The organism is Enterobacter chengduensis (assembly GCF_001984825.2).
GTDB lineage: Bacteria > Pseudomonadota > Gammaproteobacteria > Enterobacterales > Enterobacteriaceae > Enterobacter > Enterobacter chengduensis.
Genome location: NZ_CP043318.1, coordinates 3,291,047 through 3,314,117 on the forward strand (window position 1 = coordinate 3,291,047; position 23,071 = coordinate 3,314,117).

Here is a 23,071-nt window from a genome sequence, read left to right on the forward strand (position 1 = left end):
GTCAAAGGCAGAATGCAGTTTTTCGATCGTTTGCCGAATTATTCTTCACTTCACGCAATTGTCAGGCATTTTTCCGCGGGTATTTCCACAGCCAGCGTCCGCTAACCATACGCCAGTAGAACAGCGCGCCCCGCACGGCCCAGTCGAGGAACATCCCCAGCCAGACGCCAACCACACCCCAACCGAGCATCACCCCGAGCGTATACCCCGCGACAACGCGACATCCCCACATGCCGAACATCGACACCCACATCGCAAAGCGGGCGTCGCGTGCGCCTTTCAGCCCGGCGGGCAATACCCAGGAGGCCGCCCAGATCGGCATAAAGGCCGCGTTGAGCCAGATGAGGATCTTAACCACCTCTTTAACGTCGTCTTCATGGGTATAGAAAGAGGCCATCAGCCCGGCAAACGGCGCGGTTCCCCAGGCGATCAGCGTCAGCCCAATGGTCGACAGCCAGAACACGTGCCGAAGCTGTCGCTCCGCCTGACCTATCTGCCCTTTCCCGAGCCGTTTACCCGTGATGATGGTCGATGCCGACCCCAGCGCGTTACCCGGCAGGTTAATCAGCGAGGCGATCGAAAAAGCGATAAAGTTGCCGGCGATAACGTCGGTCCCCATACCGGCGACAAACATCTGCGTCAGCAGCTTCCCGCCGTTAAATAACACCGACTCTATGCTCGCAGGAATGCCGATCCCCATCACTTCCCAGATAATGGCGAAATTAAAGGGGCGGAAATAGCTCTTCAGCGTCAGACGCAGCGAAGGCGTGATCCCCGCCATCAGCACCCCAATGATGGCCGCCGCACCGATATAGCGTGAAATAGTCAGCCCCAGTCCCGCGCCGACGAAGCCTAGCCCGTCCCACGAGAACACGCCGTAGATCAGGACGCTGCTGATGATAATGTTCAGGATATTCATCCCGCCGTTGATCAACAGCGGAATTTTCGTGTTGCCCGCCCCGCGCAGCGCACCGCTGCCAATCAGCGCGATCGCCGCCGCCGGGTAGCTTATGACGGTCATCTCCAGGTAGGTCAGCGCCAGGTCTTTAACCTGGTTAGAAGCCTCTCCGGCAACAAAGTCGATAATCTCTTTACCGAAATAGTGGATCGCCGCCGCCAGAAGGATCGAAAAGACAGTCATGATCATCAGAGACTGGCGGGCCGCCTCGCGGGCACGTTTGGGATCAAGCTTGCCGAGGCTAAAAGCCACCACCACCGTCGTCCCGAGATCGATGGCGGCAAAGAACGAGATCACCACCATGTTAAAGCTGTCCGCTAGCCCCACCCCCGCCATCGCCTCTTTCCCCAGCCAGCTCACCAGGAAGGTACTTAATACCCCCATCAGCAGAACGCAGGTATTTTCCAGGAAGATAGGCACAGCAAGCGGGGTGATTTCACGCCAGAACAGGACACGATAGCTTTTACGTTTTGCATACCATGGCGTGCGGGCTATCGCCTGGCGTAAGGAGGCAGTGACGTTCAAAATGGACCTTAGCAAGAAAAGTTGAAACTCCATTTCAAATAATGGGGGACAAATGCTCATCCTGCAAAGTATTTTCCAGAAAAAGATGTGTGGATTTACAACAAACTGTCGACAGAATCAGCAATCAGTCGATTTTCCCTAAGATCAGGTTTGACAAAACTTTTTTCGCCGCTAAGATAAGCCTCCACAACGATTCCTCTGTAGTTCAGTCGGTAGAACGGCGGACTGTTAATCCGTATGTCACTGGTTCGAGTCCAGTCAGAGGAGCCAAATTCAAGAAAAGCAGACGTCACTGACGTCTGCTTTTTGCATTTATACCCGTTGGCTATTTCGATTCTCTGGCGCTCTGCATCATCACTATCAGGGATCACGCCACTACCCGCGAAAAATAGGCGGGTGAACGAAGCGCCACCCGCCTATTGATTAACGCAAAATCATCACCAGATGACCGTCTTGCCTTTATTCCATATTGTTATGCGGTGTAAAAATGAAGTCCAGCTGACCGTTGACAGCCGTTAGCGGTGATGTGTTATTGATTAGGTTGAACTGCGTTTCAGAATTGAATTTAAAATACACAATCTGATCCGGCTGCCACTGTTGACCTGCAATGAAGAACTCATGCTCCATCACTAAATCGCCATTAGTAATTTGTAAAATGACCGGTAGATCAGAAGCCTCAGCTAATGTCACTTTCGTAATATACTCGTCACTTGGAGACACGCGTGTGTATACTGTCTGCGGTAGTTTATCTGCCGGAAGGGTAAACTGCGCTGAGTCATTTTCTGTAAGTAAGAGTTCTAAAATAAAATAACCAGAAACATCACTGCCAGAATCTGCGGGATTGCTGATATAAATATCATACTCACTTCCTGGTTCAAATGTCGTACCGTTAAAGAACCACGACACATGCATATACGGGTCGCTCATGTAGGAATACGCACCAAGCACGTTTCCTGCTTTGTCGACAACCTGAGCATCCAGAGGAAACGCCGAGGCAGCATATAATGCGAGCTCCATATTTGAATAGATAGGTGCAGTGAAAGAAGTGAGCAACGTTCTTGATTGCGGCGGGAGTGAAAACGGAATTGACGCTTCGGCAGCAGGTGTAAACTGGAACGAAATGGTTCCTGAAGCAGCAGTATGTGTCAAACTCATTTCAAATGACCACTGACTCCCGGCTGGCATAAATACATAACCTCTATCAGCACCAATAGAATACTGATATTCGAAAACAATCTGGCTCGCCGTTTGAGAATCAGTCTGATAGAGTTCAAGCGAAACGGGATAATATGTACTATCCATTATTTCAGCCAGAAACATCATATCTTCCGTAGCCGTATACTGGTAGATCGTTGTTGATTCAGTTGTAGATGTCGTGAACGGGACGTCAATAACATCTTTTTTAATATCTTTCATGATTTATTTTCCTCTTTAATACTCACCATTGAGTAAATACAATCATGGCATATGAAAATACATGAAACTGACTAAAATATAATTACACGGCGTGCAATTAAAATGTAATTTATTGAGCGCAACAGTTCTGGCGGTATCTATATGCTGATTGAATTATTTATGCATTTATTAATGCGTAACCCGCTGACGATGCTCATCGTTTTTTATTGTCAGGGTCGTTCGAGTACACTTAAACTATAGCGCTCTGTTTTTCGCTTCACAGGTAAGGGAAAATGAACGCTCTGTTTGTCTACGGCACGCTGCGCCCGGGCCACGCTAATGCGCATATTCTTGAAAAAATTGGCGGCGAGTGGCTGGCCGGCTTCGTCACCGGTACGTTTTACGAACGCGGTTGGGGCGCTGCGGCGGAATTCCCGGGGGTAGTGCTCCACCCTGATGGACCCCGCGTCGAAGGCTATCTGTTTATCTCTGATAGCCTTGCCGCGCACTGGGACATGCTGGATGAATTTGAAGACGGCTACGATAGGGTTGAGGTCACGGTGACCTCCCTTGAAGGCAAGCAGGTTCAGGCCTGGATTTATCAGCTACAGCCGCAGTCTGCATCATAAAAAAAGGCTCTCTGTCACCAGAGAGCCTTTTTCACTGTTCGCTGCGATTACTCGCTTTTTGCTTCGCCGTTCTTGATTTCGCCCATCACTTTCAGCTTCTTGGAAATGTCGCGGCGCTCTTTGGACAGCTCGGCGTTTTTGATAATGTAGTCATCAACGCGGTCTTCGTAGTCGCTCTTCATGCTGGCGATGATGCCCTGGATTGCTTCTACGCTCATACCTGGCTTGATGTAGTCGCTCAGGTTGTCGAGCAGCAGAACGCGTTTCTGGTTGTCACGGATCTTCTTCTCAACGTCCTGGATTTCACGCTGCAGCTTGTTTTTGCGGCGGAACAGGCGGACGAATTCCAGAACATCCTGGAACGAAGGCTTGGTAGTTTCCATTTTTACACCCCTGATAATGTGAGATTCGGATTCGTTAAAGCAACCGTTGTAACAATAACCTTACTGACAGCGGCTGCGAATGACAATGACTATATCGTTTAAAGGTATCATAACCCCAATTGCTGCTGAATCGAAGCAGCAGCCGTCACATCCGCGTTTTATTTGCGCAGCGCCCGACAAATAAGATGCGATAACAGCTCAAGCTGCCGCGCCAGCTCCATGCTCAGCCAGACGTAGCCATGAATAGGCGTTTCCGCCACGTTATCGCCCTGGCGTTCATTGATTAACAGCCTGAGCTCCGCAACGATCTCATTCAATCGCTCGCTGTTGGCCAGTATCGGCTGCGGGTTCCCTTCATAGAGCGCATGGGCGATGGTCAACAACGTCTGCTGCGTCATCTGCTGGGTCTCTTTGAGTGTCTGCGCGTTAAGCATCAGCAGATGGCTGGGTCGCGAGGCCCAGTGGGCGTTGATTTGCAGCTCAAGCATGCAGACCAGATTGCGGCTTACCGTCTGGATGGCTTCGAAAATCGATTTTTGGATATGGGTTTCTTTGCTGGCAGGCGTAATCAGTCCACGCATTTTGACCACGTCGTTGAGGATGGTTTGCAGGTGCTTTTCCAGCCGCGGGCGCTCTACCAGGTTCGGAGAAAAACCGGCCTGATACACGCGGTTAAAGGCGGTAACGTAGTTAGCCATCTGAATACGCCAGTGCAGAAAAGCACGCTGCGGCCAGATACCGGTGAAGAGCATGGCCAGCAGTGAGCCCAGAATGACATCCCCGCTTCGCCACAGCGCCGTGGTCATGTCCCCGGCGGGCGCACCGACCACCACCGCGAGCGTGATCCCAATCAGCAGCGCCTGATAGGGCTTTTTACCCAACGCCAGCCAGCCGCACAGGAACATGGCCGCACCGCACCATACCAGCATGACGGGAAATGAGATCAGCTCAAGCTTTAGGGCAATAAGCCCGAGGGCTGAGCCTAACACCGTCCCGCCAATTCGTTCGAATGCGCGCGGAACAACGTTCCCCCAAAACGAGATAGGCCCCATCACTACCACCAGCGTGATCAGCGGCCACGTCCCTTCCGGAACATCCAGCATACGGACCAGGATAAACGTCAACACGAAAGCCAGCGCGATGCGACACCCGTGCACCACGCGATAATGTTTATACAATCGAATTTCAAAAGGGGTTAATGATTTGTCGGGACGCACACCCGCTCTCCAGCTACACGGCAAATCACAATTGTACTGTGTTTTCAGCCGGGCGGATCGCTTCCGGCTGAAAAACCCTTCATTAAGCAGGCTTAAACCGTTTTATGCTCTACCGCGATATACATTTCGATATCCCAGTAGCCGTCCGCATTGCCGTCATTGAGATAGCGCTCGAAGCAGGGTTTGAGCGCCATCTGGTACTTATTGTCCTCCAGCAGGGAGTTGAAGAACTGGTACCACGGTGTGGCAAAGTCGTAGTTTTCCACGCGCGCCGTGGCCACGGCATAATCCCCGGCCGCGATTTCCGTCATCATGACGCCTTCGCTGTTTTCCGGAATAACGAAATCATCCGCTACCGTCACTGCCGTGTCGCAGCGCAGTTTTTCTGCCGGGACTTCATCCGGGTTATCGTAGTAGACCGCAACCCACTCCAGCGGCTCAATGTGACGCCCGTCCACCCACATGACCAGCTGTTCAAAGCCCTGCTTTACCGTTTGTTCCCACGGCCCCACCAAATGAAAACCGGCAATCTTACGTTTCTTTTGCTGCTTGATGCTGTAGTCCATGCTGCCTCCACTTATTACTGTATATATATACACTATAATGCAAGCTCTGAGCGTTCAGCAAACGTGAAGTGTTTATTATGTGAGCAGACTCGCAACCCTGCCAGTCTGCTCATCTGCCGTCAGAGCACGTGGTGAAGATAATCGCTCAGGCGGGAGAACACGCCCCCTTTCTCAACGGCTTCCAGCGTCACCAGCGGCCAGTGCGCCACCACTTTGTCACGGTCATAGAGCTGGATCTCCCCTACCCGCTGATGTGCGGCAATCGGCGCTTCCAGCTCTTTTTTATCCAGCACGTATTTGGCTTTGATGTTGGGCACTTCCGCTTTCGGCAAGGCCAGCCAGAAGTCCTGGTCGGTGCCCAGCTTCACCTGCTCCTTGTCGCCGAACCAGATCCGCTCCGTCCCCACTTTTTTACCGCTATGCAGGATCTGCACCGTATCGAAATTCTGCTGCCCCCAGTGCAGCAGTTTTCGGGCCTGGTCTTCGCGGCCTTTCGGGCTGTCGGCCCCCATCACCACCGCGATTAAGCGGCGCTGGCCGTCCACGGCGGAGGCAATCAGGTTAAACCCTGCCCCCGAGGTGTGCCCCGTTTTGAGGCCGTCCACGTTCATGGTTTTATCCCACAGCAGGCCGTTACGGTTTTGCTGGGTGATCCCGTTCCAGGTCAGGCTCTTTTCGCTGTACATATGATAAAACTCGGGCTCACCGTGGATGATGGCGCGGGAGAGCACGGCCAAATCGTAAGCGGAGCTGTGCTGGCCCGGCGCGTCCAGCCCGTGGACGGTTTCAAAGTGCGTATCGCGCAGGTTCAGCTTCTGCACGTAGTCGTTCATCATCTTCACAAACTGCGGCTGCCCGCCCGCCACGTGATCGGCCAGCGCCACGCAGGCGTCGTTGCCGGAATCGACGATCAGGCCGCGGCTTAAGTCACGCACGGAGACGCGATCGCCCTCTTTCAGGAACATCAGCGACGATCCGTCAAACACCGGGTTTCCTTTTGCCCAGGCATCGCGCCCGACGGTGACGATGTCGTCCGGCGTTATACGGTGGCTGTCAATGGCCCGATCGACCACATACCCCGTCATCAGCTTGGTCAGGCTCGCCGGATTACGCTGTTGATGCTCGTTGCCCGCCGTTAAGATCTGACCAGTCGTGTAATCCATCAGCACCCAGGAGCCCGCCTGAATGGCTGGAGGCTGCGGCGAAAAATCCAGCGGTTCGGCCGCAAAAGCAGATGAGATACTCGAAGCGAGTAAAGAAACAGCAATAAACAGACGGCGTTTCAACGGTATATCCTCAGGTCATTAAAAATCGATGACCTTTTTACGGGAGTTCTGATGTCGTTACCTGGCTTAATTGCAAAGAAATGTGACAGAGCGCAGATTTTTCCCTGAAGCTGGCGCGCAGATTTGCGTCACAGCGGCGCTTTTTATTCGGTCTGGACGGCACGATCGTTTACCATAGTGACGTCATTTTTTAACAGGATGGTATTACTGGTGTCTGACTCTGCCGCTCGCCCGACTTTTTTATTTCACGACTACGAAACCTTTGGCACGCACCCGGCGCTGGACCGGCCGGCGCAGTTTGCCGCCATCCGCACCGACGACGAGTTCAACATTATTGGCGAGCCCGAGGTCTTTTACTGTAAACCGGCTGATGACTACCTGCCGCAGCCCGGGGCGGTTATGGTCACCGGCATCACCCCGCAGGAAGCGCGGGAAAAAGGCGTTAACGAGGCAGAATTCGCCCGCCGCATCCACGATCTCTTTACCGTCCCCAATACCTGCGTGGTCGGTTACAACAACATCCGTTTCGATGACGAAGTAACGCGCAACGTTTTCTATCGCAACTTCTACGATCCCTATGCCTGGAGCTGGCAGAACCGCAACTCGCGCTGGGATTTGCTCGACATCATGCGGGCATGCTACGCCCTGCGTCCTGAGGGCATTCACTGGCCGGAAAATGAGGAAGGGCTGACCAGCTTCCGGCTGGAACACCTGACGCGCGCCAACGGCATCGAGCACAGCAATGCCCACGACGCGATGGCGGATGTCTATGCCACCATTGCCATGGCGAAGCTGGTGAAAAGCGCGCAGCCCCGGCTGTTTGAATATCTGCTGAGCCACCGCAGCAAGCAGAAGCTCATGACCCTTATCGACGTACCGCAGATGAAACCCCTGGTGCATATTTCCGGCATGTTTGGCGCCTGGCGCGGCAATACCAGCTGGGTCGCGCCGCTGGCGTGGCATCCGGACAACCGTAACGCGGTCATTATGGTCGATTTGGCCGGCGATGTTTCGCCGCTTCTGGAGCTCGACAGCGACACCCTGCGCGAACGGCTTTACACCCCAAAAAATGAGCTCGGGGATTTGCCTGCGGTGCCGGTCAAGCTGGTGCATATCAATAAATGCCCGGTACTGGCGCAGGCGAACACCCTGCGCCCGGAAGATGCGGACAGGCTGGGTATTAACCGCCAGCACTGCCTCGATAACCTGAAGGTGCTGCGCGATAACCCGCAGGTGCGCGAGAAGGTGGTCGCCATCTTTGCCGAAGCGGAGCCGTTCGTGCCGTCTGAAAACGTGGACGCCCAGCTTTATAACGGTTTCTTCAGCGATGCCGATCGCGCGGCCATGAATATCGTACTGCAAACCGAACCGCGCAACCTACCCGCGCTGGATATCACCTTCGCTGATAGCCGTATCGAAAAGCTGATGTTTAACTACCGCGCGCGTAACTTCCCAGGCACGCTAGATGAAGCAGAGCAGGAACGCTGGCTGCAGCATCGTCGTAACGTGTTTACGCCGGAGTATCTGCACAGCTACGCCCAGGAGCTGGAAATGCTTTATGGCCAGTATGAGGGAAATGCTGAGAAACAGGCGCTGCTGAAATCCCTGTTCCAGTACGCGCAAGAGATAGTTTAAGAGAGGGGTACAAAAAAGCCGGAGGCGATGTCTCCGGCTTTTTTTGCCCGGTGGCGCTGCGCTTACGCGGGCCTACGGGGTATGTAGGTCGGGTAAGGCGTAGCCGCCACCCGACACAGTCTTACGCGACGTCTTCGTACTGAGGAACCGGGTTACGGAAGCTCTTCGTGACGCAGGCCAGGTACACCAGGCCGATACCCGCCCAAATCAGGCCAAGCACCATCGAGCTCTCTTCCAGGTTAACCCACAGCGCGCCCACGGTCAGGGCACCACACATCGGCAGGAACAGATACTGGAAGTGATCTTTCAGCGTCTTGTTACGCTTTTCACGGATCCAGAACTGAGAGATAACCGACAGGTTAACAAAGGTGAACGCCACCAGCGCACCGAAGTTAATCAGCGCCGTTGCCATCACCAGGTCAAAGTTAATCGCCAGAAGCGCGATCGCACCGACCAGGATAATGTTCATCGCCGGGGTACGCCAGGTTGGATGCACGTAGCCGAAGAAGCTTTTCGGGAATACGCCATCGCGGCCCATTACGTACATCAGACGCGCAACGCCTGCATGCGCGGCCATACCGGACGCCAGTACGGTGATGGTGGAGAAGATCAGCGCGCCGACCTGGAACGCTTTACCCGCCACATACAGCATGATTTCCGGCTGAGACGCATCCGGATCCTTGAAGCGAGAGATATCCGGGAAGTACAGCTGCAGGAAATAGGTCGAGAAAATAAAGATCAGACCGCCAATCAGCGCCGTCAGGAAGATGGCACGCGGGATCACGCGCTCTGCATCTTTCGTTTCTTCAGACAGGTTGCTGATCCCGTCAAAACCGGTAAAGGAGAAGCACAGAATGGTTGCCCCGGTAATCATCGGGATCACATGCGCATCACCAGACCAGAACGGCTTGCTGCTCGCCAGGGTGCCCGCGCCTTCGCCGTGGAATACGCCGTAAATAACCATGCCAAGAATAACCGCAATCAGCACAACCTGAAGCACAACGATAACAGAGTTAAAGTTGGCAACGGACTTGATGCTGCGCAGGTTAAAGGCTGTCATAAAGGCCACCAGCGCCACGACGAACATCCACGAGGGAATCGATGGCACCAGCGCTTCAAAATAGATTTTTGCCAGCAGAATGTTGATCATCGGCGCGAACAGATAGTCGAGCAGCGAAGACCAGCCCACCATAAAGCCAACCGTCGGGCTGATGGATTTCTGGGCATAGGTGTAGGCGGAACCCGCAGACGGATAGCGACGCACCAGTTTACCGTAGCTCAGCGCGGTAAAGAGGATCGCAATCAGCGCGAAGCCGTAAGCCGTCGGCACATGACCGTCGGTGAGGCCCGATACGATACCGAATGTATCGAACAGCGTCATCGGTTGCATATAGGCCAGGCCCATCATAACAACCGGAATTAACGTAAGCGTTTTACGTAATTCCACGCGAGAGGTGTTTGGAGTTGCGTTATGCGACATCGTTATTCTCCTTTACGGTGATAACCGCCACGTAAGCGAAAAATTGCCCCATTTCTTTCTTCCTCAGCGACAACAACTGTCGGATTTTAGTAAATATCTATCCGGTACGAAGCCCGGCCTCTTGGTTTTTAGTTTCGTTTCGTACATGCAAAAAAAAATAACCGACGCCTTTTATATCGTCGATTATTCATTTGGTTGCAGCGGCGGCATTTTGCCCCACATCGGATACAAAAGGCAATACTTTGCAACGCAGCGGGGAATTTTCTTTTTGCTAACTGGCTGATTTCTGGACGCCGGGCTGAGAGTAAACGGCGGCGATAGCACTATTTGCTAAAATCTCATCCCGCCACCAGGCGCTGGCCAGCCCGGCAGTTTGTTCATTCCAGCCCACCCACACCGATTCATGACTGCTTTGAGAAAGTACCTGCTTTTCAACAAGCGCGCCGCTATCAATGAAGCGCTGCGCCAGATAGCGGGGTAAATAGCCGCAGCCCAGGCCGCTTATTTGCAGTTCCAGCTTGGTTTTAAAGTCGAAAACGGTAATGGCCTCCTGCTCGTCAAGCAGCTGCGAGGAGACCGAACATTCCGGACGCGCGCTGTCCCCGACCACGATGGCGCGGTAGCCTTTAATCACGCGACGGTTAATCGGCTCGGGTTCCTGTGCCAGCGGATGATGGGGCGCCACGGCAAACACCTGCTCCAGCACGCCCAGACGGGCAAAGCCAAACTCACTCAACTGGGGAGGCTCATGAAGCGCCCCCACAAAGATATCCGCCTTCCCCTGCGTTAAGGCATCCCAGGAGCCGCCCAGCACGCCATTAATAAAGATAAGCCGGGTGACGCTGTGGTGCTGATAGAAGGTTTCAATCAGCGGCGTTAGCAGAGAAAACGGAAAGGTATCATCCACGCCAATAGTTAGCTCGTTTTCCCACCCCTGATGGAGTTTTACGGCCTGTTTCTCAAGCTCACGAACGGTATGGAGCACTTCGCGGCCTTTTTCCAGCAGCATCTGTCCGGTACGGGTAAAACGGGCGCGATGCCCGGAGCGATCGAGGATCTGGATATTGAGATCGCTCTCCAGCTTTTGAACGGTATAGCTCAACGCTGACGGGGTTTTGTAGAGCTTTGCCGACGCCGCGGCAAAGCTCCCCTCTTTTTCCAGAGCATCCAGAATAATAAGAACATCCAGCAGCGGTTTCATGCTCGCCCCCTTCTGGTGCGCGATCGTCTCCGCTGCGGGACTTATTCCATGGGCATCACCAGCGGATCGGGATACTGATACTCAAACCCCAGCTCATGGCAAATGCGATTGCCATCGACAATTTTGCCTTTACTGCCCTCTTTTGCCTCACCAAAGACCGGCGGTGCCAGGCCCAGCTGACGCGCCATCAGCGGGTAAAACGTGCTGCGAGCCGGATGAGACGGTGCACATATATTATAGATGTGTCCACCTTTTGGAGCCTGTAAGAGTAGCTCAATTGCGCCAACCACATCATCAAGATGCACAAGATTGACCCCATGCTGGCCGTCTGGCGCCGACTTCCCGGCAAAAAAGCGCCCCGGATGGCGGCCCGGGCCCACCAGCCCCGCAAGGCGGACGATATCGACCTGCGTGCCGGGGAGATTATGCAGCCAGTCCTCCAGCTCTTTCAGAACCTGACCGCTGGCCGTAACGGGACGGCGCGCGGAACTCTCTTTCACCACGCCCTCAACCTCGCCATAAACCGACGTCGAGCTGGTAAAAATGATGCGCGGAACGTGGTGCGCCAGCGCGCTGTCGACAATCTCCTGCATCGCCTGCAGGTAAAACGACTCGCCCGGGCCGCTGCGCCGCGCGGGTAGCGTGATGACCAGCGCATCGACGTTCATCAGCGTGTCCAGATCGTCAGCATCACACACCAGCTCCGGTTCAAGACGCAGTTCAACGCCATCAATACCGCACATCCGCGCTGCCTCAGCCCCATCCCTCGTGGTTTTGCTGCCGGTCACCTCCCAGCCTTTCGCGGCTAATGACATCGCCAGCGGCATTCCCAGCCATCCTAAACCGACAATCGCGACCTTTTTCATGCGAATTCTCCTGGCTCTTACTCGTCTTTCATAAGGCTACGCCAGCCTGGCAGAACACACAATTCATAGCATCAATATGAAATGAATTAATGATCAAAAAAAGCCCTTGCAATATGTCGTACAACTGGTTTAGGTTAAAAGACATCAAATGAATAAGCATTCATCGAGAATTTATATGACACGCGTTCAATTTAAACACCACCATCATCACCATCATCCTGACTAGTCTTTCAGGCGATGTGTGCTGGAAGACGTTTGGATCTTCCAGTGGTGCATGAACGCATGAAAAAGCCCCCGGAAGATCTTCTTCCGGGGGCTTTTTTTTGGACCAAATTCAGACAGGTTAAAACAGGTTAACGAGGAATAAAGAATGTTAGATAACTCACGTTTACGCATAGCTATTCAAAAATCAGGCCGTTTGAGTGACGATTCACGCGAACTGCTGGCCCGCTGCGGGATTAAAATTAACCTGCACACCCAGCGCCTGATTGCCCTGGCTGAAAACATGCCCATCGACATTCTGCGCGTGCGTGATGACGATATTCCTGGCCTGGTCATGGATGGCGTCGTTGACCTCGGCATCATTGGGGAAAACGTGCTGGAGGAAGAGCTGCTGACCCGCCGCGCGCAGGGCGAAGATCCGCGTTACTTTACGCTGCGTCGCCTGGACTTCGGCGGCTGCCGCCTGTCGCTGGCAACGCCGGTCGATGAAGCGTGGGACGGCCCTGCCGCGCTGAACGGCAAACGTATCGCCACCTCCTACCCTCACCTGTTAAAGCGTTATCTCGACCAGAAAGGCGTGCAGTTCAAGTCCTGCCTGCTGAACGGCTCTGTTGAAGTGGCGCCGCGCGCGGGTCTCGCTGACGCCATCTGTGACCTCGTCTCTACCGGCGCGACGCTGGAAGCCAACGGCCTGCGCGAAGTGGAAGTTATCTACCGCTCTAAGGCGTGCCTGATTCAGCGCGACGGCGAGATGGCCGACGCCAAGCAGCAGCTGATCGACAAGCTCCTGACCCGTATTCAGGGCGTGATTCAGGCGCGTGAATCCAAATACATCATGATGCACGCCCCAACCGAGCGTCTGGATGAGGTGATTGCCCTGCTGCCGGGCGCCGAGCGCCCAACCATCCTGCCGCTGGCGGGCGATCAGCAGCGCGTGGCAATGCACATGGTGAGCAGCGAAACCCTGTTCTGGGAAACCATGGAAAAACTGAAGGCGCTGGGCGCAAGCTCCATCCTGGTGCTGCCAATTGAGAAGATGATGGAGTAATGGCCATGAGCTTCAACGCAATCATCGACTGGAATACCCGTAGCGACGCAGAGCAGCGCGAGCTGCTGATGCGCCCGGCGATTTCCGCCTCTGAAAGCATCTCGCGCACCGTGGCGGAGATCCTGGATAACGTCAAAGCCCGCGGCGATGACGCGCTGCGTGAATACAGCGCGAGGTTTGATAAAACCGAAGTCGGCGCGCTGAGGGTTACAGAGCAGGAAATCATTGATGCCAGCAATCGTCTGGGTGACGACATCAAGCAGGCAATGGCCGTGGCGGTGAAAAACATTGATACCTTCCACACCGCGCAAAAGCTCGAGACCGTGGATGTCGAAACCCTGCCCGGCGTGCGTTGCCAACAGGTGACGCGCCCGGTTGCGTCCGTTGGCCTCTATATTCCCGGCGGCTCTGCGCCGCTTTTCTCCACCGTACTGATGCTGGCGACTCCCGCGCGCATTGCCGGGTGTCAGAAAGTGGTGCTCTGCTCCCCGCCGCCGATTGCCGACGAGATCCTCTATGCGGCAAAGCTGTGCGGCGTGCAGGCGGTCTATAAAGTGGGCGGCGCGCAGGCGATTTCAGCCCTGGCGTTCGGCACCGAATCCATTCCAAAGGTCGATAAGATCTTTGGCCCCGGCAATGCCTACGTGACCGAAGCCAAGCGCCAGGTCAGCCAGCGTCTGGACGGTGCGGCCATCGATATGCCTGCCGGTCCGTCTGAGGTGCTGGTGATTGCCGACAGCGGCGCAACGCCGGATTTCGTGGCCTCCGACCTGCTTTCACAGGCTGAACACGGCCCGGACTCGCAGGTCATCCTGCTGACGCCGGATGCCGATATGGCGAAACGCGTGGGTGAGGCCGTGGAGCGTCAGCTTGCCGACCTGCCCCGGGCCGACACGGCACGCCAGGCGTTAGCGGCCAGCCGCCTGATTGTGGCGCGCGATCTGGACCAGTGCATTGCCATCTCCAACCAGTACGGCCCGGAGCACCTGATTATTCAGACCCGCAACGCGCGCGGTCTGGTCGACGGCATTACCAGCGCGGGCTCGGTGTTCCTCGGCGACTGGTCACCGGAATCCGCGGGCGATTACGCCTCCGGCACCAATCACGTGCTGCCCACCTATGGCTACACCTCAACCTGTTCCAGCCTGGGCCTGGCGGACTTCCAGAAACGCATGACCGTGCAGGAGCTTTCCCGTGAAGGGTTTGCCTCCCTGGCCTCGACTATTGAAACCCTGGCCGCCGCCGAGCGACTGACCGCCCACAAAAATGCCGTTACGCTGCGCGTTGCAGCCCTGAAGGAGCAAGCATGAACATTGAAGAGTTGGCCCGCGAAAATGTCCGTCGCCTGACGCCTTACCAGTCCGCGCGCCGTCTGGGCGGCAAAGGCGATGTCTGGCTGAACGCTAACGAATTCCCGACCGCGGTGCAGTTCGAGCTGTCGCAGCAGACGCTGAACCGCTATCCGGAATGCCAGCCGAAAGCGGTGATTGAAAACTACGCGCAGTACGCGGGCGTGAAGCCCGATCAGGTGCTTGTCAGCCGCGGCGCGGATGAAGGGATTGAGCTGCTGATCCGCGCCTTCTGCGAGCCGGACAAAGACGCGGTGATGTACTGCCAGCCGACCTACGGCATGTACAGCGTCAGCGCGGAAACCTTCGGCGTGGCGTGCCGCAACGTGCAGGCGCTGGACAACTGGCAGCTGGATTTGCAGGGCATTGCCGACAGTCTTGATGGCGTAAAAGTCGTGTTTGTCTGTAGCCCGAACAACCCGACAGGACAGATTATCAACCCGCAGGATATCCGCACCCTGCTGGAGATGACGCGCGGTAAAGCGCTGGTGGTGGCCGACGAAGCCTACATCGAGTTCTGCCCGCAGGCGACGCTGGCAGGCTGGCTGGAAGAATATCCGCACCTGGTCGTCCTGCGTACGCTGTCGAAAGCCTTTGCCCTCGCGGGTCTGCGCTGCGGATTCACCCTGGCGAATAAAGCGGTCATCGACCTGCTGCTGAAAGTCATCGCCCCGTATCCGCTTTCCACGCCGGTTGCCGATATTGCGGCCCAGGCGCTGACGCCCCAGGGCATCAACGCGATGCGCGAGCGCGTGGCGCAAATCCTGGTGGAACGTCAGTATCTGGTGACCGCTCTGAAGGAGATTCCCTGCGTAGAGCAGGTGTTCGACTCGGAAACGAACTACATCCTGGTGCGCTTCACCGCCTCCAGCGCCGTATTTAAATCTTTATGGGATCAGGGCATTATCTTACGAGACCAGAATAAACAACCTTCCCTGAGCGGCTGCCTGCGCATTACCATCGGCACCCGTGCAGAGAGCCAGCGCGTGATTGACGCCCTGAAAGCGGAGAAAGTATGACCCAGAAGATCCTTTTCATCGATCGTGACGGCACCCTTATTTCGGAGCCACCAGCCGATTTTCAGGTTGACCGATTCGACAAGCTGGCTTTTGAACCGGACGTGATACCGGTGCTGCTCAAGCTGCAAAAGGCCGGATACCGGCTGGTGATGATCACCAATCAGGACGGCCTGGGTACCGACAGCTTCCCGCAGGCGGACTTTGACGGCCCGCATAATCTGATGATGCAGGTGCTGACCTCTCAGGGCGTGGTATTTGATGAGGTACTGATTTGCCCGCACATGCCGGCCGATGAGTGCGACTGCCGTAAGCCAAAGGTGAAGCTGGTCGAGCGCTACCTGGCGGATGATGCGCTGGATAAAACCAACAGCTACGTCATCGGGGATCGCATTACCGATATTACGCTGGCGGAAAACATGGGCATTGCGGGGCTTCGCTACGACCGCAACAGCCTTAACTGGGCGAAGATTGGCGAGCAGCTGACAAAACGTGACCGCTATTCCCACGTTGAGCGCAACACCAAAGAGACGCAGATTGACGTGAAGGTCTGGCTGGACCGTGAAGGCGGCAGCAAGATCCACACCGGCGTCGGTTTCTTCGACCATATGCTGGACCAGATTGCCACCCACGGCGGCTTCCGCATGGAGATCGCGGTAAAAGGCGACCTCTATATCGACGATCACCACACCGTGGAAGACACCGGCCTGGCGCTGGGCGAAGCCCTGAAGCTGGCGCTCGGCGACAAGCGCGGCATCAACCGCTTCGGCTTTGTCCTGCCGATGGACGAGTGTCTGGCGCGCTGCGCGATGGATATCTCAGGGCGTCCGCACCTGGAGTATAAAGCCGACTTCACCTACCAGCGCGTGGGCGATCTCAGCACCGAAATGGTAGAGCACTTCTTCCGCTCCCTGTCCTACACCATGGGCCTGACGCTGCACCTGAAGACCAAAGGCAAAAACGATCACCATCGGGTGGAAAGCCTGTTTAAAGCCTTTGGTCGTACCCTTCGCCAGGCGATTCGCGTGGACGGTGACGCTCTGCCTTCATCGAAAGGAGTGCTGTAATGAACGTGGTGATTCTGGATACCGGATGCGCCAACCTGAACTCCGTCAAATCGGCGATTGCGCGCCACGGCTATGAGCCGGTGGTCAGCCGTGACCCGGACGTGGTGCTGCGCGCCGACAAGCTATTCCTGCCGGGCGTGGGCACCGCGCAGGCGGCAATGGATCAAATTTGCGAACGCGAGCTGGTCGATCTGATCAAAGCCTGTACCCAGCCGGTGCTGGGGATTTGCTTAGGGATGCAGATCCTCGGCCGCCGCAGTGAAGAGAGCAACGGCGTTGAGCTGCTGGGCATCATTGACGAAGACGTGCCGAAAATGACCGACCACGGCCTGCCTCTGCCGCATATGGGCTGGAACCGCGTTTACGCCAAGGCGGGCGACCGTCTGTTTCGCGGCATAGAAGACGGCGCGTATTTTTACTTCGTGCACAGCTACGCCATGCCGGTGAACGTGAATACGATCGCCCAGTGCAATTACGGCGAGGCGTTTACGGCAGCCGTACAGAAAGACAATTTCTTCGGCGTGCAGTTTCACCCGGAGCGCTCGGGTGCCGCAGGCGCGCAGCTGCTGAAAAACTTCCTGGAGATGTGATGATTATTCCCGCGTTAGATTTAATTGACGGCACGGTTGTCCGTCTTCATCAGGGTGATTACGGTCAGCAGCGCGACTACGGAAACGATCCGCTGCCGCGTCTGCAGGATTATGCCGCTCAGGGTGCGCAGGTACTGCACCTGGTGGATTTGACAGGTGCGAAAGATCCGGCAAAACGTCAGATCGCGCTGCTTAAACACCTTGTTGCCGGTGTTGATGTGCCCGTCCAGGTCGGCGGCGGCGTGCGTACTGAAGATGACGTCGCGGCGCTGCTGGCCGCTGGCGTGGCCCGCGTGGTGGTGGGGTCAACCGCCGTGAAAGATCCTGCGACCGTGAAAGGCTGGTTCCGCCACTTTGGTGCCGATGCCCTGGTGCTGGCGCTGGACGTTCGCATTGACGAACAGGGCAATAAGCAGGTGGCCGTGAGCGGCTGGCAGGAAAACTCCGGCGTGACGCTGGAAGAGCTGGTCGAGATGTATCTGCCCGTTGGTCTCAAACACGTGTTGTGCACGGACATCTCCCGCGACGGTACGCTGGCGGGCTCCAACGTCTCGCTGTACGAAGAGGTTTGTGCGCGTTATCCGCAGGTGGCGTTCCAGTCTTCGGGCGGAATTGGTGATATAGGCGACGTGGCCGCGCTGCGCGGAACCGGCGTAAAGGGCGTAATTGTGGGCCGGGCCCTGCTGGAAGGTAAATTTACTGTAACGGAGGCGATCCAATGCTGGCAAAACGGATAATTCCTTGCCTGGACGTACGCGATGGTCAGGTCGTGAAAGGCGTGCAGTTCCGCAACCATGAAATCGTTGGCGACATCGTCCCGCTGGCAAAACGCTATGCCGATGAAGGCGCAGACGAGCTGGTCTTTTACGATATCACCGCCTCCAGCGATGGCCGCGTGGTCGATAAAAGCTGGGTCGCGCGCGTGGCGGAAGTGATCGACATTCCGTTCTGCGTCGCAGGCGGGATTAAGTCTGCTGACGACGCCGCCAAAATTCTCTCTTTTGGCGCCGACAAGATTTCCATCAACTCCCCTGCCCTGGCCGATCCGGAGCTGATTACCCGTCTGGCCGATCGCTTTGGCGTGCAGTGCATTGTGGTGGGGATCGATACCTGGTATGACGCCGCCACGGGGAAGTACCACGTCAACCAGTATACCGGCGATGAAAACCGCACGCGCGTGACGCAGTGGGAAACGCTCGACTGGGTGCAGGAAGTGCAGAAGCGTGGCGCGGGCGAGATTGTCCTCAACATGATGAACCAGGACGGCGTGCGTAACGGGTATGACCTCGAGCAGCTGAAAAAGGTCCGCGCGATCTGCCACGTTCCGCTGATTGCCTCCGGCGGCGCGGGCACCATGGAACACTTCCTGGAAGCCTTCCGCGACGCGAACGTGGACGGCGCGCTGGCCGCGTCCGTGTTCCACAAGCAGATTATTAATATTGGTGAATTAAAAACGTTCCTGGCCGGCCAGGGCGTGGAGATCAGGGTATGTTAACAGAGCAACAACAGGCGCAGCTGGACTGGGAAAAAACCGACGGATTACTGCCGGTGGTTGTCCAGCATGCCGTATCAGGCGAAGTGCTGATGCTGGGATATATGAACCAGGACGCGCTGGCGAAAACCCTCGACAGCGGCAAGGTGACTTTCTTCTCCCGCACCAAACAGCGACTGTGGACGAAAGGTGAAACATCTGGTCATTTCCTGAATGTGGTCAGCATGGCGCCGGACTGCGATAACGACACCCTGCTGGTGCTGGCCAACCCAATCGGCCCAACCTGCCATAAGGGCACCAGCAGCTGCTTCGGCGAGGCGAGTCACCAGTGGCTGTTCCTGTATCAACTTGAACAGCTACTGGCAGAGCGTAAAACGGCCGATCCTGAAAGTTCCTATACCGCGAAGCTGTACGCCAGCGGGACTAAGCGTATTGCGCAAAAGGTGGGTGAAGAAGGCGTGGAAACGGCCCTGGCCGCGACGGTGCATGACCGCGAGGAGCTGACGAATGAAGCGTCGGATTTAATGTACCATCTGCTGGTGCTGCTGCAGGATCAGGATCTGGATTTGACGGCGGTGATAGAGAATCTTCGTAAGCGTCACAAGTAAAAAAACCGGGGAATTTCCCCGGTTTTTTATATCTGATGTGAATCAGGCTTTTGGCTTGTAGTTGCGCAATGCGTTGCGGCCTAGTAGAACAGCAGAACCGACCACAGCACCAAGCAAAACGGAGAGGATCAAAATAACAGCTTTTTTCGGACTGTCACGACGAACTGGCAGATCCGGTTTCATCACGTAACGGTAGACGTGGACTGTGTCCGGGTTGACGTTCAGGTTTTGAATATCCAGTAAGTTTTGCCTGGTCTGATAGTATGCAGCGGAAAAGACCAGTGGACGCGTGGCTTCGTTTTCAATCATTGATTTCAGCCCCTCGCTTCCCAGCAGGAACATCGTCTCCTGCGTCACATCCTGGGTTTGTTGAATCTGCGGGGAGGTGATTTTAGCAGCCTCAGCGTTTTTCAGCGCCTCAGTAATCTGTTTGATACGCAGATTTTTCTGCTCCTGAGCAACCTTCTCCTGGTTTTGCAGAGAATCGTTCAGGGTCTTGATCTGTTCCTTGATGTTGTCCTTAAGGTCAACGGCAAGTTCTTTCGCCGTTTGCTCATCAACCTGCTGAATGTATTGCGCCAGCTGTTTTTGTGCAGCTTCGGATGAAGTGCTGGTATAGGAAACACTTAAAGGTAACGCTTCTCCCTTAACAGCAGGTTCGATGGTCAGTTTTTCAGGTTCTTCCTGGTTTTCAAGTGCCTGCGCTAACGCAGAGAAGGAAGAATTGAAACGACCAATCGCGCGCGTTTGAATGTCCGTCATGGAAGGAGCAGCACTACCATACAGGATGTTCAATGCATTGGAATAAGTTGCAATTTGAGCCGCATCAGGTTGCGCGATAATCGCACTTGACGTCCATTTTTCTTTCGCAACAGACAGATATCCTACAGCCAGGGCAATAAAAACAACAACAAAGATTGCTATCGTCCACTTCCCACGCCACAGTTGCAGCATTAAATCAAGTAAATCAATTTGCTCAGGCTCATTGCTTCGGCTGACCTGGCTATTGTTGTTTTGCGTCATACAATCCCTAACTGATAAAAAAGGGCAAACTTAATTTTGTTTGTATAGTTTATCCAATGCTGTGGATATTTCTATAAGAATCCGATGAGTAATATCGGAAAGATGGGTTATGTAACTTTCACCCTTCGCGCTATCATAGCCCCCATATGATGCGCTATGGCGTCAGTAAGAAGACAGGTTTATGAGGGAAGCTATGAAATTTTTGGTCACGGGTGCAGCGGGTTTTATTGGTGCGAATGTCAGTAAACGCCTCCTTGAGGCGGGTCATCAGGTTGTTGGTGTTGATAATCTGAATGACTACTACGATGTCAATCTGAAACTGGCGCGGCTGGAACTGCTAAATTCCGAGAGCTTCACCTTCCACAAGCTGGAGTTAGCCGATCGCGAAGGTATGGCAGCGCTTTTTGCGCGCGAGAAGTTTGATCGCGTTATTCATCTGGCCGCACAGGCGGGGGTACGCTACTCCCTGGAAAACCCTCACGTATACGCGGAAGCCAACCTGATTGGCCACCTCAACGTGCTCGAAGGCTGCCGACATAACAACGTTCAGCATCTTCTTTATGCCTCATCCAGCTCCGTTTATGGTCTCAACCGCAAGATGCCTTTCTCCACTGACGATTCCGTTGACCATCCGGTGTCTCTTTATGCCGCGACCAAAAAAGCCAATGAGCTGATGTCGCATACCTATTCGCATCTCTATAACCTGCCGACTACCGGCCTGCGCTTCTTTACCGTGTACGGTCCATGGGGACGCCCGGACATGGCGCTATTTAAATTTACGAAAGCGATGATTGAAGGCAAAAGCATTGATGTCTACAACTACGGTAAGATGAAGCGCGACTTCACCTACATTGATGATATTGCTGAAGCGATTATTCGTCTGCAGGATGTCATTCCGCAAGCAGACAGCGAATGGACGGTGGAGACAGGCTCACCGGCGACCAGCTCGGCGCCTTACCGGGTTTACAACATCGGTAACAGTTCACCCGTAGAACTCATGGACTATATTCTCGCCCTCGAAGACGCTCTGGGTAAAAAAGCGGAAAAAAATATGATGCCGCTCCAGCCCGGAGATGTTCTGGAAACCAGCGCCGACACCCAGCCACTTTATGACGCGATTGGATTTAAGCCGCAGACCTCGGTTAAAGATGGCGTGAAAAACTTCGTTGACTGGTACCGCGACTACTATAAGGTCTGAACATAAAAAACCCGGCGTATCAGCCGGGTTTTTTTACAGGATAAAACAGAGAATCAATCGCTACCAAAGAGATCGCGGGTATAAACCTTATCCGCAACGTCAGCCAGCTCTTCCGCCATGCGGTTTGAGATGATGACATCGGCTTCTTTCTTGAAGGCATCCAGATCGCGGATCACCCGTGAATTGAAGAACTGGTCGTCCGGCATGGCTGGCTCATAGATGACAACCTCAACCCCTTTCGCCTTGATGCGCTTCATGATCCCCTGAATGGAAGAGGCGCGGAAGTTATCGGAACCGCTCTTCATGATCAGACGATAAACGCCGACCACTTTCGGCTGGCGAGCAAGGATGGAATCGGAGATAAAATCTTTGCGCGTACGGTTAGCATCAACAATCGCCGAAATCAGGTTATTCGGCACCGCCTGATAGTTTGCCAGCAGCTGCTTCGTGTCTTTCGGAAGGCAATAACCGCCGTAGCCAAATGACGGGTTGTTGTAGTGGTTGCCAATGCGTGGATCGAGACAGACACCTTCGATAATCTGGCGGGTGTTCAGTCCAAGACTTTCTGCATAGCTGTCGAGCTCATTAAAGTAAGCTACCCGCATTGCGAGATATGTGTTTGCGAAGAGCTTAATCGCCTCCGCCTCGGTGGAATCAGTGAACAGCACCTGAATATCTTTCTTCACTGCGCCTTCCTGAAGCAGCGCGGCAAAGCGCTCAGCGCGCTCGGAACGTTCGCCAATCACGATACGGGAAGGATGCAGGTTATCGTAAAGGGCTCTCCCCTCACGCAGGAATTCCGGCGAGAAGAAGATATTATCAATACCGAACTTTTCTTTAATAGATTTGGTAAACCCAACAGGAATGGTTGATTTAATGACCATCACCGCATTAGGGTTGATCGCAATAACGTCCTTGATCACCGCCTCTACCGTTGAGGTATTGAAATAGTTGGTTTTAGGATCGTAGTCAGTAGGCGTTGCAATAATGACGTAATCCGCATTGCGGTATGCATCTTCTTTATCTGTCGTGGCGCGGAAATTCAGCGATTTATTGCTGAGATAGTCCTGGATTTCTTTATCCACAATCGGCGATTTTTTCTGATTGAGCATATCCACTTTGGCCTGCACGATATCCAGCGCAACCACTTCATGATTTTGAGCAATCAGAATGCCGTTAGAAAGACCGACATACCCTGTTCCGGAGATTGTTATTTTCATTCGCTAATGACTTCTGTGAGTTAACTGTACTGATGGTCGCCAGACCATCGCGATAAACATAACTGTTGGGCTTTGTACCTCCTGGCAAAGTTAACTG

The 23,071-nt window shown here is 54.7% G+C and carries 24 protein-coding genes, 1 tRNA gene and 1 other annotated feature; of the genes, 13 read left to right on the forward strand and 12 right to left on the reverse strand.

Annotated elements, in window-relative coordinates; all coding sequences use genetic code 11:
• Nucleotides 1-61: 61 nt before the first annotated feature.
• A complete protein-coding gene (gene emmdR / locus FY206_RS16010) occupies nucleotides 62-1,516 on the reverse strand; it encodes a multidrug efflux MATE transporter EmmdR (RefSeq protein WP_120286689.1) in 1,455 nt (484 codons plus the stop codon).
• A 161-nt stretch (nucleotides 1,517-1,677) separates the two neighbouring features.
• Here emmdR and FY206_RS16015 point away from each other — a divergent pair.
• Nucleotides 1,678-1,753, forward strand: a tRNA-Asn gene (locus FY206_RS16015).
• A 189-nt stretch (nucleotides 1,754-1,942) separates the two neighbouring features.
• On the opposite strand, the gene FY206_RS16025 is transcribed toward FY206_RS16015, so the two are convergent.
• Complete coding sequence (locus tag FY206_RS16025) at nucleotides 1,943-2,899, reverse strand: hypothetical protein (RefSeq protein ID WP_032641562.1); 957 nt, start codon at nucleotides 2,897-2,899, stop codon at nucleotides 1,943-1,945.
• A 272-nt stretch (nucleotides 2,900-3,171) separates the two neighbouring features.
• On the opposite strand from FY206_RS16025, the gene FY206_RS16030 reads away from it, so the two are divergent.
• Nucleotides 3,172-3,507 (forward strand): gamma-glutamylcyclotransferase family protein, encoded by a 336-nt coding sequence (locus FY206_RS16030; RefSeq protein WP_032641564.1) that lies wholly within the window; start codon nucleotides 3,172-3,174, stop codon nucleotides 3,505-3,507.
• A gap of 47 nt (nucleotides 3,508-3,554) precedes the next feature.
• Here FY206_RS16030 and FY206_RS16035 read toward each other — a convergent pair whose 3' ends face one another.
• From FY206_RS16035 to dacD, 4 genes are all read right to left on the reverse strand, one after another.
• The gene (locus tag FY206_RS16035) at nucleotides 3,555-3,890 is read right to left on the reverse strand and encodes a DUF496 family protein (RefSeq protein WP_008499467.1); all 336 of its coding nucleotides are present in this window, start codon (nucleotides 3,888-3,890) and stop codon (nucleotides 3,555-3,557) included.
• 158 nt (nucleotides 3,891-4,048) lie between these two features.
• Complete coding sequence (locus tag FY206_RS16040) at nucleotides 4,049-5,107, reverse strand: FUSC family protein (protein ID WP_032641566.1); 1,059 nt, start codon at nucleotides 5,105-5,107, stop codon at nucleotides 4,049-4,051.
• 92 nt (nucleotides 5,108-5,199) lie between these two features.
• Nucleotides 5,200-5,673 (reverse strand): DNA gyrase inhibitor SbmC, encoded by a 474-nt coding sequence (sbmC, locus tag FY206_RS16045; RefSeq protein WP_077064123.1) that lies wholly within the window; start codon nucleotides 5,671-5,673, stop codon nucleotides 5,200-5,202.
• Nucleotides 5,674-5,792: 119 nt separating this feature from the next.
• Nucleotides 5,793-6,959: a serine-type D-Ala-D-Ala carboxypeptidase DacD gene (dacD, locus tag FY206_RS16050; protein ID WP_032641570.1), complete on the reverse strand. Its 1,167-nt coding sequence runs from the start codon at nucleotides 6,957-6,959 to the stop codon at nucleotides 5,793-5,795.
• A 198-nt stretch (nucleotides 6,960-7,157) separates the two neighbouring features.
• On the opposite strand from dacD, the gene sbcB reads away from it, so the two are divergent.
• Nucleotides 7,158-8,594: an exodeoxyribonuclease I gene (gene sbcB, locus FY206_RS16055; protein ID WP_374206863.1), complete on the forward strand. Its 1,437-nt coding sequence runs from the start codon at nucleotides 7,158-7,160 to the stop codon at nucleotides 8,592-8,594.
• Between the two features lie 121 nt (nucleotides 8,595-8,715).
• Here sbcB and plaP read toward each other — a convergent pair whose 3' ends face one another.
• From plaP to FY206_RS16075, 4 genes are all read right to left on the reverse strand, one after another.
• Entirely contained in the window at nucleotides 8,716-10,074 is a 1,359-nt protein-coding gene (plaP, locus tag FY206_RS16060; protein ID WP_008499462.1) for a putrescine/proton symporter PlaP, read from the reverse strand.
• On the reverse strand, nucleotides 10,064-10,126 hold the full coding sequence (gene yoeI / locus FY206_RS16065) for a membrane protein YoeI (protein ID WP_100166194.1): 63 nt from the start codon (nucleotides 10,124-10,126) through the stop codon (nucleotides 10,064-10,066). Before yoeI ends, plaP begins: the two co-directional genes overlap by 11 nt.
• A gap of 219 nt (nucleotides 10,127-10,345) precedes the next feature.
• Nucleotides 10,346-11,275, reverse strand: coding sequence for a LysR substrate-binding domain-containing protein (locus FY206_RS16070; protein ID WP_032641573.1), 930 nt, complete (start codon nucleotides 11,273-11,275; stop codon nucleotides 10,346-10,348).
• Nucleotides 11,276-11,316: 41 nt separating this feature from the next.
• Entirely contained in the window at nucleotides 11,317-12,141 is an 825-nt protein-coding gene (locus FY206_RS16075; RefSeq protein ID WP_032641575.1) for an SDR family oxidoreductase, read from the reverse strand.
• A 175-nt stretch (nucleotides 12,142-12,316) separates the two neighbouring features.
• Here FY206_RS16075 and hisL point away from each other — a divergent pair, with 175 nt between their 5' ends.
• The 9 genes from hisL (at nucleotide 12,317) to hisIE (ending at nucleotide 19,533) form a co-directional block, all read left to right on the forward strand.
• The gene (gene hisL, locus FY206_RS16080; RefSeq protein WP_001364200.1) at nucleotides 12,317-12,367 is read left to right on the forward strand and encodes a his operon leader peptide; all 51 of its coding nucleotides are present in this window, start codon (nucleotides 12,317-12,319) and stop codon (nucleotides 12,365-12,367) included.
• Nucleotides 12,343-12,466: a sequence feature (His leader region), on the forward strand. Its footprint overlaps the gene before it by 25 nt.
• Nucleotides 12,467-12,511: 45 nt before the next feature.
• A complete protein-coding gene (gene hisG / locus FY206_RS16085) occupies nucleotides 12,512-13,411 on the forward strand; it encodes an ATP phosphoribosyltransferase (protein WP_000886595.1) in 900 nt (299 codons plus the stop codon).
• 5 nt (nucleotides 13,412-13,416) lie between these two features.
• A complete protein-coding gene (gene hisD, locus FY206_RS16090) occupies nucleotides 13,417-14,721 on the forward strand; it encodes a histidinol dehydrogenase (RefSeq protein WP_032642661.1) in 1,305 nt (434 codons plus the stop codon).
• Nucleotides 14,718-15,779 carry a histidinol-phosphate transaminase gene (gene hisC / locus FY206_RS16095; RefSeq protein ID WP_032641577.1) on the forward strand — a complete coding sequence of 354 codons (1,062 nt, stop codon included), beginning with the start codon at nucleotides 14,718-14,720 and terminating at the stop codon, nucleotides 15,777-15,779. The genes hisD and hisC overlap by 4 nt, the downstream gene beginning before the upstream one ends.
• Nucleotides 15,776-16,843, forward strand: a complete 1,068-nt coding sequence (hisB, locus tag FY206_RS16100; RefSeq protein WP_032641579.1) for a bifunctional histidinol-phosphatase/imidazoleglycerol-phosphate dehydratase HisB — start codon at nucleotides 15,776-15,778, stop codon at nucleotides 16,841-16,843. The genes hisC and hisB overlap by 4 nt, the downstream gene beginning before the upstream one ends.
• On the forward strand, nucleotides 16,843-17,433 hold the full coding sequence (gene hisH / locus FY206_RS16105; protein WP_032641581.1) for an imidazole glycerol phosphate synthase subunit HisH: 591 nt from the start codon (nucleotides 16,843-16,845) through the stop codon (nucleotides 17,431-17,433). The genes hisB and hisH overlap by 1 nt, the downstream gene beginning before the upstream one ends.
• On the forward strand, nucleotides 17,433-18,170 hold the full coding sequence (gene hisA, locus FY206_RS16110) for a 1-(5-phosphoribosyl)-5-[(5-phosphoribosylamino)methylideneamino]imidazole-4-carboxamide isomerase (RefSeq protein WP_032641583.1): 738 nt from the start codon (nucleotides 17,433-17,435) through the stop codon (nucleotides 18,168-18,170). The genes hisH and hisA overlap by 1 nt, the downstream gene beginning before the upstream one ends.
• Nucleotides 18,152-18,928: an imidazole glycerol phosphate synthase subunit HisF gene (gene hisF, locus FY206_RS16115; RefSeq protein ID WP_032641585.1), complete on the forward strand. Its 777-nt coding sequence runs from the start codon at nucleotides 18,152-18,154 to the stop codon at nucleotides 18,926-18,928. Before hisA ends, hisF begins: the two co-directional genes overlap by 19 nt.
• Entirely contained in the window at nucleotides 18,922-19,533 is a 612-nt protein-coding gene (gene hisIE, locus FY206_RS16120) for a bifunctional phosphoribosyl-AMP cyclohydrolase/phosphoribosyl-ATP diphosphatase HisIE (protein ID WP_032641587.1), read from the forward strand. The genes hisF and hisIE overlap by 7 nt, the downstream gene beginning before the upstream one ends.
• Nucleotides 19,534-19,575: 42 nt before the next feature.
• Here hisIE and wzzB read toward each other — a convergent pair whose 3' ends face one another.
• Entirely contained in the window at nucleotides 19,576-20,556 is a 981-nt protein-coding gene (wzzB, locus tag FY206_RS16125; protein ID WP_032641590.1) for an LPS O-antigen chain length determinant protein WzzB, read from the reverse strand.
• Between the two features lie 193 nt (nucleotides 20,557-20,749).
• On the opposite strand from wzzB, the gene FY206_RS16130 reads away from it, so the two are divergent.
• Nucleotides 20,750-21,754 (forward strand): NAD-dependent epimerase, encoded by a 1,005-nt coding sequence (locus tag FY206_RS16130; protein WP_032641592.1) that lies wholly within the window; start codon nucleotides 20,750-20,752, stop codon nucleotides 21,752-21,754.
• A 53-nt stretch (nucleotides 21,755-21,807) separates the two neighbouring features.
• On the opposite strand, the gene ugd is transcribed toward FY206_RS16130, so the two are convergent.
• A complete protein-coding gene (gene ugd / locus FY206_RS16135; RefSeq protein WP_032641594.1) occupies nucleotides 21,808-22,974 on the reverse strand; it encodes a UDP-glucose 6-dehydrogenase in 1,167 nt (388 codons plus the stop codon).
• Between the last annotated feature and the right edge of the window lie 97 nt (nucleotides 22,975-23,071).